Source organism: Bacillus cereus group sp. MYBK5-2, from assembly GCF_051915685.1.
Lineage (GTDB): Bacteria > Bacillota > Bacilli > Bacillales > Bacillaceae_G > Bacillus_A > Bacillus_A cereus.
Window position 1 is genome coordinate 202,694 of sequence record NZ_JBQAFE010000001.1, and the last position, 15,465, is coordinate 218,158.

Sequence of the window (15,465 nt, forward strand, 5' to 3'; positions counted from 1 at the left end):
TTTGGATAAAGATACGAAACAATTATCACTATTAGATGAAAATACTCAAGCAGACAACGTTCCTATTGTCTGCTTAGGTATGACATTTGAAAACGATGAAATCCGTCGGAGATATTTTCAAAATGAATTACGTAAAATACTTCCGGACCTTAAGGGGATAGAAGGATTTCCTATTGGAGAAGATGAGGATATTATTGCGTTGTCTGATCCGCCATATTATACGGTATGTCCTAATCCTTGGATAAATGATTTTATTGAGGAGTGGGAAAGAGAAAAAGTAGAGAAATATGGTAGAGATATAAGTGAAGAGTACCACCGTGAACCTTTTGCAGCCGATGTAAGTGAAGGGAAAAATAACACTATTTATAATGCACATAGCTACCATACTAAGGTTCCGTACAAAGCAATAATGAGATATATTTTACATTATACTAAACCGGGAGATATTATTTTAGATAGTTTTTCAGGTTCCGGAATGACTGGGCTAGCAAGTGAAATGTGTTCAGATGTTAAAGAAGTTCAAGAACTTAATCTTTTGATTGACGATTACGGAAATATTACTGATCCTAGTGACAACCCATTAAAAATCAATTCAGAAATAGGTTATAGAAGAGCTATATTAACAGATATTTCTCCAGCTGCTACATTTATATCTTATAATTACAATAAAAAAGCGGATAAACAAAAGAGTGAGGAATTGTTAAAAAGTATCCTTAATGAAGTTGACGAAGAATGCGGATGGTCTTACTTAACTTTTCATGAAATCCCAAATAATAACGATATTATTGAAGAAATCCAAAAAATTTCAAACGTTAATGAAGCAAAATCTTTTTGTGAGAAATACAAAGATGACCTTTATCCGGTGAATTACACTATCTGGAGTGAGGTATATACTTGTAATTCTTGTCAATCAGAGGTTGATTATTGGCAGGCTATAGTTAATCGGGATGAAAAATCTGTTAAAAAGGATATGTGCTGTCCAAATTGTGATGCCATCATGGAAAAAAAGGTTACTGAAAAATTATTTGAAAATTATTTTGATCAAATTTCTAAAGAAATTGTAAATAGACCTAAAATTACTCCTAAAAAAATTAGCTATACTATCGGAAAGAAAAGATTTGACAAGGATGTGGATATTTTTGATTTAAAGATAATAGAGATTGTAAAAGAAATATCTAATCTTAATAATATTCTAGATGTAGAGTTATTTGAAGGTGACGAAACACTACGTCCAATTCGTTTAGGTTATAATAAAGTACACAGTTTTTATAATATACGAACGCTTTATATGATTAATAGTTATTTGGAGAAAATCCAGAAGTATGAAGCAATAGACGATGCACAATTCCTGCTAGGGAGTGTTTTGCCTAAACTAACAAAAATGAATCGCTATATGCCTCAGTACGCTAGTAAAGAAAAAGGATTTAGGGCTCTTGTAGGTCCTATGGCAAATACATTATATTTCCCATCATTATTTGTTGAAAATAATTTTATTCCACAGGCAAAATTTCAATTAAAAAAAATAATAAATGCTTGGAATGACTTAAATGGTAATGTTATTTCTACACAAAGTAGCACTTCTTTAAATATTAAAGATAATTCAATTGACTATATATTTATTGACCCTCCTTTTGGTGCCAATATTATGTATTCTGAACTAAGCTTTACAAGAGAAGCTTGGTTAAGAATTATGACTAATACTAAAAATGAAGCTATTGAAAATAAGAGTCAAAATAAAACAATTCAAGAATACACTAAATTAATAACAGATTGTTTCAAAGAAGCATATAGAGTCTTAAAGCCTAATAAATGGATAACAGTTGAATTTTCAAATACTAAAGCTAGTGTGTGGAATTCTATCCAACATGCACTACAAGAATCGGGTTTTATTATTGCGAGTGTTGATGCTTTGAATAAACAAAGAGGTGGATTCCATGCAATGATAACTACAACTGCTGTTAAACAAGATTTGGTTATATCCGCATACAAACCATCTGATGAAAATATCAATAAAATGCGTGAACAAACGAATACCAAGGAATCGGCTTGGACATTTGTTACACAGCATTTAGAAAAATTACCTGTTTTCCTTGGTTCAAAGGGGGAAGCATCAATCATTACAGAACGTACACCACGTATCTTATTTGACCGTATGGTGGCTTATCATGTCCAAAATGGCTTACCAGTTCCCATCTCATCAGCTGAGTTCCAATCTGGTGTCGTACAGCGTTTCCCAATGCGTGACGGTATGGCGTTTTTAGAAAACCAAGTAGCAGAATATGACAAGAAACGTACGTTAGTTAAAGAATTTGCTCAAATGAGTTTATTTGTATCTGATGAAAACAGCGCAATTGAATGGATTCGTCAGCAGTTATTAAAGAAACCACAAACCCGTCAAGATTTACATCCAAATTATATGAAGGAAATTCAACATATTGCTAAACATGAATTACTTCCAGAATTAGATGATTTATTACATCAAAACTTCTTATCTTATGAGGGTGATGAAGGTGTACCAGATCAGGTTTCTTCTTATTTAAGAAGAAATTATAAAGATTTACGTGGTTTTGATTTAAATGATCCTGCATTTATTGAAAAAGCAATGAATCGTTGGTATGTACCAGACTCGAATAAGCAGGCAGATTTAGAGAAGCTTCGTGAGAAAGCATTACTTCGCGAATTTAACGGTTACGTAGAAGAATTAGAAAGCAGTAAGAAAAAGTTAAAACAATTCCGTACAGAAGCAATTCGTGCTGGATTTAAGAAAGCCTATAGTGAGAAGGAATTTGAGCAGATTGTGAAAGTCGGAGATTGTCTTCCTGAAAAAATAATTCAAGAAGATGATAAGTTGTTAATGTACTATGATAATGCGTGTATTCGTTTAGGACTATAGTAGGTGATGATGATGGAGAATTGGCGTGATGGAATACTGAAGAAATTTCAATATCAAAACAGCAACATGATATTAGTCCATGATCAAGATTTTCTTTTAAATGATGAATTACTTTTAAATCATTTAAAAGAGGAGGGTTATGAGGTTATTCGTTTTGAAGATAGTGTTTCTTTTCGGTATTTGTACGAGCAGCAATATCGTGAGTCATTAAAGTCTGATAAATTATTGGTATACACAAATGATGATATTACGTTTCCGTACGAGTATATAAAGGGTAACTTTAGTACAAAGATTGATATCAGTACAATCTTTCCAAAGTTTTCTGCGCCAATACTTCGAAGTATGAACCGTGAAGATTTAGATGCCTTGTTTACTGTGCATGCACAGTATCAAGGCTCTTCTTCTAATAAAGATACTTTGGAGTATATCGTAAAACATTTGTATAAAATATCCTATGAAATTATTGATAGTGAAGTGGAATTGTACAAGCTCCTTCTTTCTCTTCATTATAGAAAGAAAGAAATACCTCAGGTTGTACAGGAGTTTCTTATAGAAAAATTCAATCAGTTTAAAGTGTTTCATAAGTTACCGATAGAAAAATTGATTTCTTCAACGGGATTTTTTTATGGGTTTTTAGAGGAACAATGGTCTTGTTTTGTATCTGAATATACAAAGTGTGAGAGTGAAAAAGTCTCGGAACCTGCGCCGTTATATAAAATACATCCATTTACAAATGATGATGTATGGAGACTAATGGCTAACTTATTTATGGAAGGGGCCGTTTCAAAAGTAAAGAAAGGTTCACTTTTACAAACCCCTAATTGGATGAAGATAGGAATTGAGGAAGAATCTAAATTAGAGACGCTTCACGAAAAGCTAAACCACATTAGTAAAATGGTTAACGAGAAACTTGCAAGGATTAAGTTGTATAAAGACTGGATTGAGTTAATTGATTTGGTTGCTGAATATAAGTACACTGCATTGGAAAATAATGATACAGTACGTGTGGAAGAGGCAAACACATTAATGATGAAAGTAAATCAGAACTTCCAAGATTGGATGTTAAAACAGTATCATACTTTAATAAGTTTGCCTCCAATTCCAAAACCGAAGATGGTTCATCATGTTCCACATGTATTGCATGCACAAAGAAAAGAAAACGAAAAGGTAGCTCTGCTAGTACTGGATGGTATGAGTTTTATTCAATGGAAACAGGTAAAAAAACACTTGAAAGAAAATGGTTTTTCTTTTGAGGAAAATGGTATATTTGCATGGGTACCGACACTTACTTCTGTATCTCGACAAGCTATTTTTTCAGGTAGCATTCCATTTACATTTAGTAATACAATAAAAACAACGGTGGCAGAAGATAAGTATTGGAAAGCTTTCTGGGAAAAGCAAGGAGTGTTGAAGCAATATATAGCATATCAAAAAGGATTAGGTAAAGAGGATTACAGTAGGGGGAATATCCTTGCTTTAAAAAGAAATTCTGTAAAAATATATGGAGCAGTGATTGATGTAATTGATAAATTCACACATCACGCAGTTTTAGGCGAAAAAAGTTTAGTTTCTAATTTAGAAATATGGTTACAGACCAATTATCTCGTAAACTTATTAGCTGATTTGATAAAAGAGAAGTATACTATCTATCTCACTGCTGACCACGGTAACACGATAGCTAAAGGAATTGGACGGATTTCAGAAGGTGTTTTAGTGGATCAAAAAGGAGAAAGAGTACGAATATATAGTGACACAATACTTTATGAAGATTCGGCATCTAAAATTGATGCAGTGAGTTGGAATAATGCTGGTCTTCCTGAAAATTACAATGTTCTTTTATCTCAGTATGGTCAAGCATTTGTTCAAAAAGGTGAAGAAATTGTGACACATGGCGGAATCAGTCTAGAAGAAGTAGTTGTACCTTTTATAAAAGTACAACAAAATTAAGGAGAGGATATTCTATGACCAAACCTGTTGGATTTGATCAAAAGGTATTATTGCATCATTTAGATTTTACAGCGAATCATACCAAAAAATATTCTCGCAAAGATATGTATGAAGTGCTAGATGGTTATTTACGAAACGATATTACAGGAGCGAAGTCTAGAAAAAACGCTGTTACGATGTTAATGAAAATATGGTATTTAGTTGATAAGGATTTAATCGAGATTCGCGATAGAGTTTTGGAAGTATTACCTGTGTTAACAAGAGATGAGCGTGTTTTTGTACACTGGGGAATGACATTAGCAGCTTATCCATTTTTTAAAGATGCTGTACATGAGCTAGGAAAGTTGTTTCAATTACAAGCTACGGTTCCTAGTACAGTGATTGGGAAAAGAATGAAAGAAGAGTATGGTGACAGGCGAAGAGTGGAAGTAGCTACCAGCGCAGTATTAATGAGTATAAAAGCGTGGGGAATTATACTTCCAACTAAAAACCGTTCGTATCAATTACCGGATAAGGTGTTTATTAGCAATCCGGTTCTACAGGTATTTATTGTACAAATAATGCTACATGTTTTAGACAATACAGCATTACAGCTCGATATAATGCAAAATCATCCTATGTTATTTCCATTTGGCCACGAATTTGATTTATTTGAATTGCGTCAAAGTGAAGGGATAAAGTTACACCATCAAGGAGTAGATACGTTAATAGTAGAGTGTAAGAGAAGTTAAACCTTATTCATTGGTGAATAAGGTTTTCTTATGAATAGAGGAGGTATTGTTCATGATGAAAGTAGGTGAAATTGTCTCAAGTTCACAGTTTCCTGAAAGTGTAGAAATAAAAAAATGTGAAGCTTTTGGAGAATACGTCATTATTGAGGCAATTGGTCAAGAAACAAATAAGTATTATGAAATTATGTTAGAACAAGAAAAGATTCATGATTTTAAACATTTAAAACAAGAAAAGGAAGTTGCAAACTTAAAAGCGTTAGATGTTCAAAGATACATACAATATGTATTGTTAAAAAATGAAGTGAAATTTTCTAAAACAAGAGCATTAGGGAACAAGAATTTATTGCCGTTACCGCACCAAATTGAAGCTGTATATGGGAAAATGCTTCAAGTGCCACACGTTCGTTTTTTATTAGCTGATGATCCAGGTGCTGGAAAAACAATCATGTCTGGAATGCTCATTAAGGAATTAAAAGCAAGGTTAAGTGTTGAGCGAATTTTAGTTTTAGTTCCTCCACTTGTATTGAAGCAATGGCAAGAAGAGTTGGAACAGAAATTTGATGAGCATTTTCATATTATTAATCGGGCGGTACTAAAAGAGTATGGTGGTAAGAATCCATTTATATCAAATAGATTGTGTTTAACTTCTATGTATTGGGCTATGAGAGATGATGTAAAGGCATTGATTCAAGAAGCGCAGTTTGATTTGGTAATTGTAGATGAAGCACATAAGATGGCGGCGTATACACATGGGACGGTTAAAAAGAAAACATTTCGAACAAAATTATATCAGTTAGGGGAATCACTTTTAAGAAAAACAAATCACTGTTTATTGCTAACTGCAACACCGCATAAAGGTGATTCTGAAAACTTTAGACACTTAATGAAGTTAATCGATGAAGATATTTTCTCCAGTAGTAAGACAACTGAAAGTTTAAAAGAAAAAACGAATCCGTTTATTATTCGTCGTTTAAAAGAAAACTTAAAGAATTTTGATGGAACGCCATTATTTCCAAAAAGAACTACGAAAACAATTCAATTTAATTTAACAGATGAAGAATTAGCGTTGTATGATGCGGTAACTGAATACGTACGAGAGTATTTTAATCGCGCAATGAATAATGGAAGTAATAGTACGGCGTTTGCGATGATGTTATTGCAGCGTCGATTAAGTTCTTCTATTGATGCGATTTATTTATCTTTAAAAAGAAGATATAATCGACTAATTAAGCTATACAAACAAACAGAAGCTGAACGCAATAAGTATATAAAGAAAATGAAAAACCTAGAAACAGAAAATTATTTAGAAGAAGGTAGCGATATTCAAGAGAAAATAGAACTTCAGCTTGAGAAATCAATTGATGTTATTGATACAAAAGAATTGAAAAAAGAATTGATTGTATTGAAAAAGCTTATTCAGCAAGCTGAAAATATTAAGTTGTATGTTGTGGAGAAAAAATATCAAGAGTTAGAAGAGACATTATTTGGAGTGAGTGGGCTTTTAAATCATAATGAAAAGATTTTAATTTTTACGGAATCTGTAGATACTTTGAATTATTTAGAAGAAAAACTTTTGAAACGATTACCGAAAATAGCAAAAATTATTGGAAGCTTGTCTATGGAGCAACGCCGGAAACAAGTTGAAATGTTCCGTAATGAATGTCAAATTATGATAGCTACAGATGCTGGTGGGGAGTCTATTAACCTTCAGTTTTGTAATCAGATGATAAATTATGATATTCCATGGAATCCGAACAAGCTAGAGCAGCGTATGGGGCGTATTCATCGTATTGGGCAAAAAAATGAAGTGTTTGTTTTTAATTTAGTAGCGCAAAATACGCGTGAAGGTAGTGTAATGACTAAGTTACTAGATAAAATGGAGTTGATGAAATCAGATTTAGGATCTGATCTTGTATATGATTTTATGGGTGATATTTTGGAAGATCATTATGATAGTTTAGCAGATTTAATGCAACAAGCTATTATAAAACGTGAACACCTTGATGAAGTCATTGCTGGTATGGAAAAAACTTTATCTGAAGAACATCAGAAGCTGTTAGCTTTAATGACAGAAGAGCGAATGACTGAAGATAACGTTGATCTTTCAAATTTAAAACGTGAGAAAAATGATTTAACTGTTCAAATGATACCAAAGCGTACATTTACAGATTTAGCAACATATGTTTTAGAAAAAAAGCGTGTTCGTATTTTCAAATCTCAAGATGGAAAAGTTATGCGTATTGAGCGTTTGCCAAAGTTTATAAGAGATTACATTCCAGAGTTACAAGATTATCAAGGAGACAGCTATCGCTTTACAAATTCAATAGAATTTGAAGAAGATGAGTTACCAATGATAACTGAAAGTCATCCGTTATTTAATGCGACATTGGAATTGATGAAAAAGGAAGTAGAAGGCCGGACGTGGCATTGCTATACTGTGACAGCTAATGTTCCCGAAAATCTATATGTGGAAATATATCATGTAAGTATTGTGGATGGTACAGGGGAAGAATTAGAAAATCATTATATTCATCTTGCAAGACGAGAAAACGGAGAATTTATTACGTTGGATCAAGGTTGGATTTTTACTAATGATTTTATCAATAATGGATTTTATACAGAAATAGATGCCACTAGTCAGTGTATGAGTGAGGTAATGAAGCAATCTATCATAGTCAGAGATAATATTTTAACAAAGAGAGAGAAAGAATTAAATAAACTAGTAACATTTTTGGAGAAGACATTTAATCAACAATATCGTGAAACGTTAGAAAGACTAGAGGTATACCAACAGGAAAACCTTGATAATCGGAATAGCGCTCTAATAAATCAAATGAATGCGCAACTCATTGATTTGGATATCAAAAAAGAAGAACGATTAAATGTAATTTATCGTCAAAAAAATATTTCTATGAAGCCGCCAAAGAAAATCATATCAATGAAATTAGTACCGAATGGCCTATGTGATAGAGTAATAGCAAAAGATTATTATGAAGCTGTAATGAGTTATGAAAGAGAAAATGGTCGTTTAAATATAAAAATGTTTAATAATTTAGGTTTGGTAGATTATTACAGCGAAAGATTTAATGGGGAAGAACGCTATATTATTCTTACAAGAAATGAGCAGTATAATCCTAGTGATTTTTATGCTGAGGATCTGAATGACATATTAGAAAAGGTATATGTTTATGTAGTGAAAGATGGGGCTGTTGTGGAAGAGAGAGCGATGAATGTGATTGTTACTAGAGGGAATTCTAGTAATATTTAAAAGTGTATATTTTTGTTAAATTAAGGAGTTTAAAGTTAGTTGGTAGTTACAGTATTTTTAAATAAATGAGGTTTCGAATAAAGCTAATGCCTTTCGAAGATTAAATATACTTCGATATGGTATTAGCTATTTTTGTTTTGGAAATGTTTTGAGTTAGTTGCAATTAGTTAGAACGAAAAAATGATAAGCAAACGTGAACGCTTTACAATTTACTTTTAAATTCTAGATTCAGGAGAATTCCTATGATGAAAATAGTCTGGTTAAATAAAAATAAGTTCTCAATTAAAAAATATGAAAATTCTTTCTTAATTGATTGTTTTTTGCTAAATCTTTGGAGTAGACAAAGTGAAATCTATAATTGTATCAAGAGTAACTGAAAGTTTAAAAATTTGTTGGAAGAGAATGATTTGTAGAATTAAACAGGAGATTGAAAGAATATGACGAAATGTTTTAAAATATTAATGAGGGTTTTTGAACAAATATCTAAAGTGTTAGGGAGAAATATTTTAGATATTAGATAAATTAGTTGTAAAGTAGGGATGAGTATGGATATTCTGAATAGATCTGCAAATGCAGGGGTGCATGGATCATCAGGATTTGAGTTTCAGAAGCATTGTGCATTGTATATTTTGTTTGATAAATATGAAGATATAAAAAATAGGAAGTACTTTATTTGTTTGGAACACCATGATGACTTCTTATTCTGTTATCAAACAAATGAGGAGGTAATTTTATCTATTGACGCTTATCAAGCAAAAAAATCTTCCGGGGAGTGGAAGCAGGGAAAGGATATGTATGAAATATTAAAAAAGATGACGGAGGTAGGAATAAGCTTAAAGAATGATAGTATGCAGAAGTTAGAAAGTTATATGCATAATTTAGAGTTTGTTACAAATAATTCAATCAACTTAAATAATAATAAAAGAGCAAAAGGGAAGCGAAAAAGTATTACTATTAATGAAGCGAACAATCGATTAAAATTGATTGATTTAAATGAAGAAATAGCCAGTGTAATTAAATCTGAAATAGAAAAACTGTTAGGTCAGAATTTAGAAGGTTTAGAGGAACTGAATAATTTGTCGATGGCATATCTTGATTTACCAAAACAGCATAAGCAGCAAAAAGATTCTTTAGTAGGATATTTTAGTAGAATATTTGGTGATACGGTTAGCGATCATAGGGCAGCTGTAGATGCGTTGTTGCTTCTTTTTAGGGATGTCGAGAATACTTTGAATAACGGTAATATTGTGAAGTTAATGGATGAATCAAAACGTGTAAGTAGTGAAAGAATTAATATGGCAATTAATGTTATTACTACAAAGAATATGGCATTTGAATTGTGGCGTGAAGAAAAAAAAGATGCATGTAAAAAATTAAGAATTGTTATATCTGAGCAGAAGGAATTTGAATCATATTTTATTAATTCCATTGATAGATTCAAAGACAAAAAACAAGTAGAACATCAAAAAATATTTGACTTTGTTAATAATAACAAAAATCTCTTAGATAATTATATAGATGAAGTTGATTGTATTCAAGATCTATATGAGAATTTTATTAAAACGGAAAATTCTAAACTGACAGAATTGAAGGTTAAGGCTGCTATTTTTGCAGCTTACATAGAAGTGAAGGAGAATGTTGGAAGTGAAACTAATAATAAATAGACTCGCAGCATATACAGAAAGTAAAAATAAGTATTTTTATTCAAAATTTGATGACGGTGTTAATATTATTTATGGTAAAAATACTGCTGGTAAAAGTACAGTTTTTCAGTTGTTACTTTATACTTTTGGAATTAATGATAATAACGATTATTTACGAGAGATAATTGATGAAGAAGTTATAGTAAGAGTAGACTGTCAAATAGTAAAAAATAATAAAACAGAGTATGTGATTTTTATTAGGGAGGATGAAACTTTATATATAAAAAGAGAGGATTCCCCATCAATTAGATTTAATGGTATAAATGCGAATAACTCTGGAGAACATAAAAAATTAAAAGAATATATGCATGAATTGTTCGGTTTTTCTTTGAAATTAGAGAATAAGGAGGGATATAATTTAGCACCAATTGAAGCGATGTTTTTACCATATTATATATCACAGTCAGTTGGATGGGTATATCTTCACAAAGCTTTTAGTAGTTTTGAGTTTTATAGAAATTTCAAAAATGACTATCTGGATTATTATCTAGGAATAGAGTCTTTTGTTGATAGAGAAAAAAAAAGGAAACTTGAACAACAACTGAAAAATAAAGAAGATGAAATAAAATTCTTTATTAATTTCGAAAAAAACAATGAAGAATTTCAAGTTACTAAACTAGTTGACGAGCAGTTTGTGGAGTTGTCTGAAAAATATCTCGATTCCCATAGTGATAACCAAAAGCTTTTAATTGAGAAAGAGGAGAAGTTTATTTCTAAATGTAATGAACTTAGCTTTTATCAAGAGAGGCAATCATTACTTCGAAAAATTTCAAAGGATCACAAAACGCAAAATCCAATAGGGGGAGTCTGTCCTACTTGTGATCAAGAGCTTAGTTTCAGTATTGCTGCTTCTTATAAGTATCTTCAGGAACAGAATGATACAATAAAAGAAATAAAATCTTGTAAAATTAAGATAAAAGAGTTGTCTTCCGAAATAAATTCGTTAAAAAAGGATATTGATACGCGTAAAAAACGAAAGATGAAGGAATATGAAATATTAAAGAAATACAAAACGTATAATATGTCTTTTGATAATTGGATGAAAAGTAAAGCGAACATTCAGTTAATAAGTAATCTACAACATAAGGTAGGGGAGCTTACATATGAAAAGGAGAGTATTGTAAATGATCTTAAAGGGTATAAGACAGAGGAAGAGGTAAAAAGTATAAGGGAAAGTAAGACTAGTGAGTTCAAAAAAACTTTTCTGAATTATCTTGACGATTTAGGAGTAAAACCATTAATAGAAGATCGATATAAATCACTATATAAAATTTCAGCTTTTCCTTCTCAGGGTGTGGAACTTCATAAAACAGTATTGGCATATAACTTTGCATTTAACAAAATAATAGAAAAAACGAAACAGATTCACCGTTTTCCATTTATGCTTGATGCAATTTTTAAAGAAGATATCGAAAAATCAAATAAAGATACTATTATAGAATTTATTAGTAAAAATAGACCGAAAGACACACAAATAATACTTTCAATTGCAGAAGTAAAAGAATTTGAAAATAAGATAAGTGAATATAATACAGATTATTTTAATGGTGATGCAAATTTAATCTGTATAGGGGAAGGAACTAGAGAACGCGCTTTTCTAAGTGAATACGATGGTAGTATAGATAATTATTTAGAAGAAACATTCAATATTATTGGTTGAAAAATATAGTTAATCTAAAACATAATATTGTAAGGTATATTTTAGATTGAGTACTTCATATAAACTTATAGTGTGAAAACACTCTAATGAAATTAGTAAAAGAGCATTGGTCATAGTAATTAATGTTTTTTTTTTCACTAAAATAGCCGTATTGGTTCGTATTACAAGGTAGGATAAACAGAAAGCCATTAACGACATGCTGAAAAAGATAGAGTATAGAAAGGGAAGGAATTTCCGAAGCCATACATCCAAGTATTTTATAGTAATAAAGAATTAAAAGAAAAGTTTGAGCAACGCCTTATGGATGTGATAGGGAAGTTGAAAAGGTATAAGAAAGAGGAGAAAAATCCAGATCATCTTGATGTTCAAGTTACCTTGAAAAAATTCTTCAATTTAATAGAAGAAATAACAAATCATTTTGATAAATCTCAAAGTGAGGTAGAAAGTATAATCAACCCACTATCCGAATTCCCAACTCTCTTCACAACCGAAGAAGAAAACTATATAAAAGAAGCAATGAAGCAGTTTAACACCTAGTTAAACTGCTTTTCCATTATAATAGAAGAAAAACCAAACGGAGGAAACCCACATGCCAACCTACAACAAACTAATCCGAAACAAAATCCCACAAATAATAAAAAACAACGGAAAAACCCCCACAACAAGAATCCTAAATGAAGATGAATACATAGAGGAACTCTGCAAAAAAACACAAGAAGAATTAACCGAATATCTAGAAGCAGACAAAAAAGAACATAAACTCGAAGAACTATCCGACCTACTAGAACTAATAAACGCCCTAGCCGAACACGAAGGCACAACACTAGAAGAAATCAACAACATCCGAAAAAAGAAAGCAGAAGAAAGAGGCGGCTTCTCAGATCGAGTATTTTTAATCGAAGTAACCGATAACTAGCCCCTCATAAGCCCCTTACAAGCCCCTACCAAGTAATAAATCACTAAGAAAAAACATAACAAAAACAACAACAACAAACACCGTAGTAGGAGTCGAAAAAATTTTGAAATAACACGCCAAAAACCCGACCAACCTCCCATATATATTATGAAGAGGTTTTTTATTTTGAACGGAGACGGGAGGAATTAGGATGGCGGTGTATCGTAATGTGCAGGTGAATTTTTGGCAGGATGATTTTGTTTTGGATTTGACGCCGGAGGAGCGGTATTTTTATGTTTACTTATTAACTTGTTCGAAGACGACGCAGTGCGGGATTTTTCCTTTTCCGAAGCGTTTAGCTGAGATGGAGACGGGTTATAATCGGGAGACTGTTGATAAGCTTGTGCAGCGCTTTGTTGATTATGGAAAGATTCTGTATGATGCGGACACGCGGGAGTTATTCGTTTTAAATTGGCTTCGTTATAATCCGGTAACAAATACGAATGTGGAGAAGTGTGTGCTTCGTGAGCTGAAGGGTGTGAAGAATAAGGAGTTCGTACATATGTTTCTTCAGAAGTGCGCGGAGGAGGAGCTGAATGTTCCGATGCTTTTAGCACATTTCGGTATGCCTGGTGATTTGGCTGTGGATGATGTTGAGCCGGTTTGCGAGGAGGCAGAGGAAGAAGAGGTTGTAGAGGAAGAAACGGGAAGTCGCGTGTTTTCTTTTTATGAGCAACATTTCGGTAGTTTGTCTCCTTTTGCGGTGGAGGAACTGAGTGCGTGGATGGAAGATTTGTCAGAGGAGCTTGTGCTGAAGGCTCTTCAAATTGCGTTTGAGAATAATAAGCGGACGATTGCTTATGTGAAGGGGATTTTGAGAGGGTGGCACGGGAAAGGATTTACGAAAGTGTGTGAGGTTGAGGCAGATACGGCGAAGTTTCGGAAGAAGGAGTCGTCTGTTAGTACGGGGGAGACGGAGGAGTTTTTGGCGAGGTGTGAGGAGTGGGAGAAGAATGCGCCATCTGAGGAAGAGTTGCAGCGCTTTTTAGCGGAGCGCGGGTGGCGGCCATGAGTATTCAAAATGTGGAGGCGGAGAAGACGGTGTTAGGTTCTCTATTAATTGATGGAGAGCTTATTAAGGAGTGCCGTTTGACGGAGCAGTATTTTTCTATGCCAGTACATAAGTCTATATTTCAGTTAATGCGAAAGATGGAAGGCGAGGGGCAACCGATTGATCTTGTGACATTCATTTCTCGGGTAGATCCGAAGTTTTTAGAGGGGATCGGGGGAATGGAGTATTTTATAGGGTTAATGGATGGTGTGCCTACTACTAGCAACTTCTCTTATTATGAGGGGCTTGTTCGAGGTGCCTGGAAAATGTATCAGGCTGGTGTTCTCGGGCACAAGATGGGAGAGCGTCTTATTGCGGAGAAGAGTGAGAAAGTTATCGGTGAGACGATTACGGCACTTTGTGAGTTAGAGGAGAAAGACTCTGTATGTGAGTTTGATTTGAAGGATGCGTTAGTTGATTTGTATGAGGGGCTTCATCAAGATGTGAAAGAGATTACTGGTATTGAGACTGGTTATACATCGTTAAATAAGATGACGTGCGGATTGCAGGAAGGTGATTTTATAGTTCTTGGTGCGCGTCCTTCTATGGGGAAGACTGCGTTTGCGCTTAATGTTGGACTGCATGCGGCGAAGTCTGGAGCGGCGGTTGGATTGTTTTCGTTAGAGATGAGTAGTAAGCAATTGTTAAAAAGGATGGCTTCTTGCATAGGTGAAGTGTCAGGAGGTAGGCTAAAAAATCCGAAGCATCGTTTTGCGATGGAAGATTGGGAGAAGGTAAGTAAGGCGTTTGCGGAGATTGGTGAGTTGCCATTTGAGATTTACGACAATGCAGGTGTTACGGTGCAAGATATTTGGATGCAAACTCGTAAGTTAAAGAGGAAGCATGGGGATAAAAAGATTTTAATTATTGTAGATTACTTGCAGCTTATTATGGGCGATCCGAAGCATAAGAGCAATCGATTTCAGGAGATTAGTGAAATTTCGCGGAGGCTTAAGTTATTGTCGCGTGAATTAAATGTTTGTGTAGTAGCGTTGTCGCAATTGTCTCGTTCTGTAGAGTCGCGTCAAGATAAGCGCCCTCTTTTATCTGACCTAAGAGAGACAGGACAAATTGAGCAAGATGCGGATGTCATTATGCTTATGTATCGCGAAGATTATTACGATAAGGAAACGGTGCAGAAAGAGATGACGGAGATTCATGTGGCGAAGCATCGGAATGGACCTGTGGGGAGTTTTAAGCTGAGGTTTATGAAGGAGTTTGGTCGGTTTGTGGAGATTGGATGATAAAATAGAAGAA

The 15,465-nt window shown here is 33.4% G+C and carries 9 protein-coding genes and 1 pseudogene; all 10 read left to right on the plus strand.

Going from position 1 to position 15,465, the window contains the following annotated elements; translation table 11 throughout:
- Position 1 precedes the first annotated feature (1 nt).
- Positions 2 to 2,893: a DNA methyltransferase gene (locus ACTFP3_RS01155; protein WP_440009121.1), complete on the plus strand. Its 2,892-nt coding sequence runs from the start codon at positions 2 to 4 to the stop codon at positions 2,891 to 2,893.
- 12 nt (positions 2,894 to 2,905) lie between these two features.
- A complete protein-coding gene (gene pglZ, locus ACTFP3_RS01160; RefSeq protein ID WP_440009123.1) occupies positions 2,906 to 4,840 on the plus strand; it encodes a BREX-3 system phosphatase PglZ in 1,935 nt (644 codons plus the stop codon).
- A 14-nt stretch (positions 4,841 to 4,854) separates the two neighbouring features.
- Positions 4,855 to 5,571: a hypothetical protein gene (locus tag ACTFP3_RS01165; RefSeq protein ID WP_440009125.1), complete on the plus strand. Its 717-nt coding sequence runs from the start codon at positions 4,855 to 4,857 to the stop codon at positions 5,569 to 5,571.
- 52 nt (positions 5,572 to 5,623) lie between these two features.
- Positions 5,624 to 8,839 (plus strand): DEAD/DEAH box helicase, encoded by a 3,216-nt coding sequence (locus ACTFP3_RS01170; RefSeq protein WP_440009127.1) that lies wholly within the window; start codon positions 5,624 to 5,626, stop codon positions 8,837 to 8,839.
- 545 nt (positions 8,840 to 9,384) lie between these two features.
- Positions 9,385 to 10,503, plus strand: a complete 1,119-nt coding sequence (locus ACTFP3_RS01175; protein WP_321198245.1) for a dsDNA nuclease domain-containing protein — start codon at positions 9,385 to 9,387, stop codon at positions 10,501 to 10,503.
- Positions 10,484 to 12,202, plus strand: coding sequence for a hypothetical protein (locus ACTFP3_RS01180; RefSeq protein WP_440009129.1), 1,719 nt, complete (start codon positions 10,484 to 10,486; stop codon positions 12,200 to 12,202). Before ACTFP3_RS01175 ends, ACTFP3_RS01180 begins: the two co-directional genes overlap by 20 nt.
- 255 nt (positions 12,203 to 12,457) lie before the next feature.
- Positions 12,458 to 12,739 (plus strand): annotated as a pseudogene (locus ACTFP3_RS01185) (MerR family transcriptional regulator); the annotation flags it as partial.
- Positions 12,740 to 12,791: 52 nt separating this feature from the next.
- Complete coding sequence (locus ACTFP3_RS01190; RefSeq protein ID WP_440009131.1) at positions 12,792 to 13,118, plus strand: nucleoside triphosphate pyrophosphohydrolase; 327 nt, start codon at positions 12,792 to 12,794, stop codon at positions 13,116 to 13,118.
- 190 nt (positions 13,119 to 13,308) lie between these two features.
- A complete protein-coding gene (locus tag ACTFP3_RS01195; protein ID WP_440009133.1) occupies positions 13,309 to 14,169 on the plus strand; it encodes a DnaD domain-containing protein in 861 nt (286 codons plus the stop codon).
- A complete protein-coding gene (dnaB, locus tag ACTFP3_RS01200) occupies positions 14,166 to 15,452 on the plus strand; it encodes a replicative DNA helicase (RefSeq protein WP_440009135.1) in 1,287 nt (428 codons plus the stop codon). The genes ACTFP3_RS01195 and dnaB overlap by 4 nt, the downstream gene beginning before the upstream one ends.
- Positions 15,453 to 15,465 lie beyond the last annotated feature (13 nt).

Bases quoted from the DNA above. Each gene is read 5' to 3' on its own strand.
- ACTFP3_RS01170 (WP_440009127.1), top strand. From the start codon at position 5,624: ATGATGAAAGTAGGTGAAATTGTCTCAAGTTCACAGTTTCCTGAAAGT.
- ACTFP3_RS01195 (WP_440009133.1), top strand. From the start codon at position 13,309: ATGGCGGTGTATCGTAATGTGCAGGTGAATTTTTGGCAGGATGATTTT.
- ACTFP3_RS01190 (WP_440009131.1), top strand. From the start codon at position 12,792: ATGCCAACCTACAACAAACTAATCCGAAACAAAATCCCACAAATAATA.
- pglZ (WP_440009123.1), top strand. From the start codon at position 2,906: ATGGAGAATTGGCGTGATGGAATACTGAAGAAATTTCAATATCAAAAC.
- ACTFP3_RS01175 (WP_321198245.1), top strand. From the start codon at position 9,385: ATGGATATTCTGAATAGATCTGCAAATGCAGGGGTGCATGGATCATCA.
- dnaB (WP_440009135.1), top strand. From the start codon at position 14,166: ATGAGTATTCAAAATGTGGAGGCGGAGAAGACGGTGTTAGGTTCTCTA.
- ACTFP3_RS01165 (WP_440009125.1), top strand. From the start codon at position 4,855: ATGACCAAACCTGTTGGATTTGATCAAAAGGTATTATTGCATCATTTA.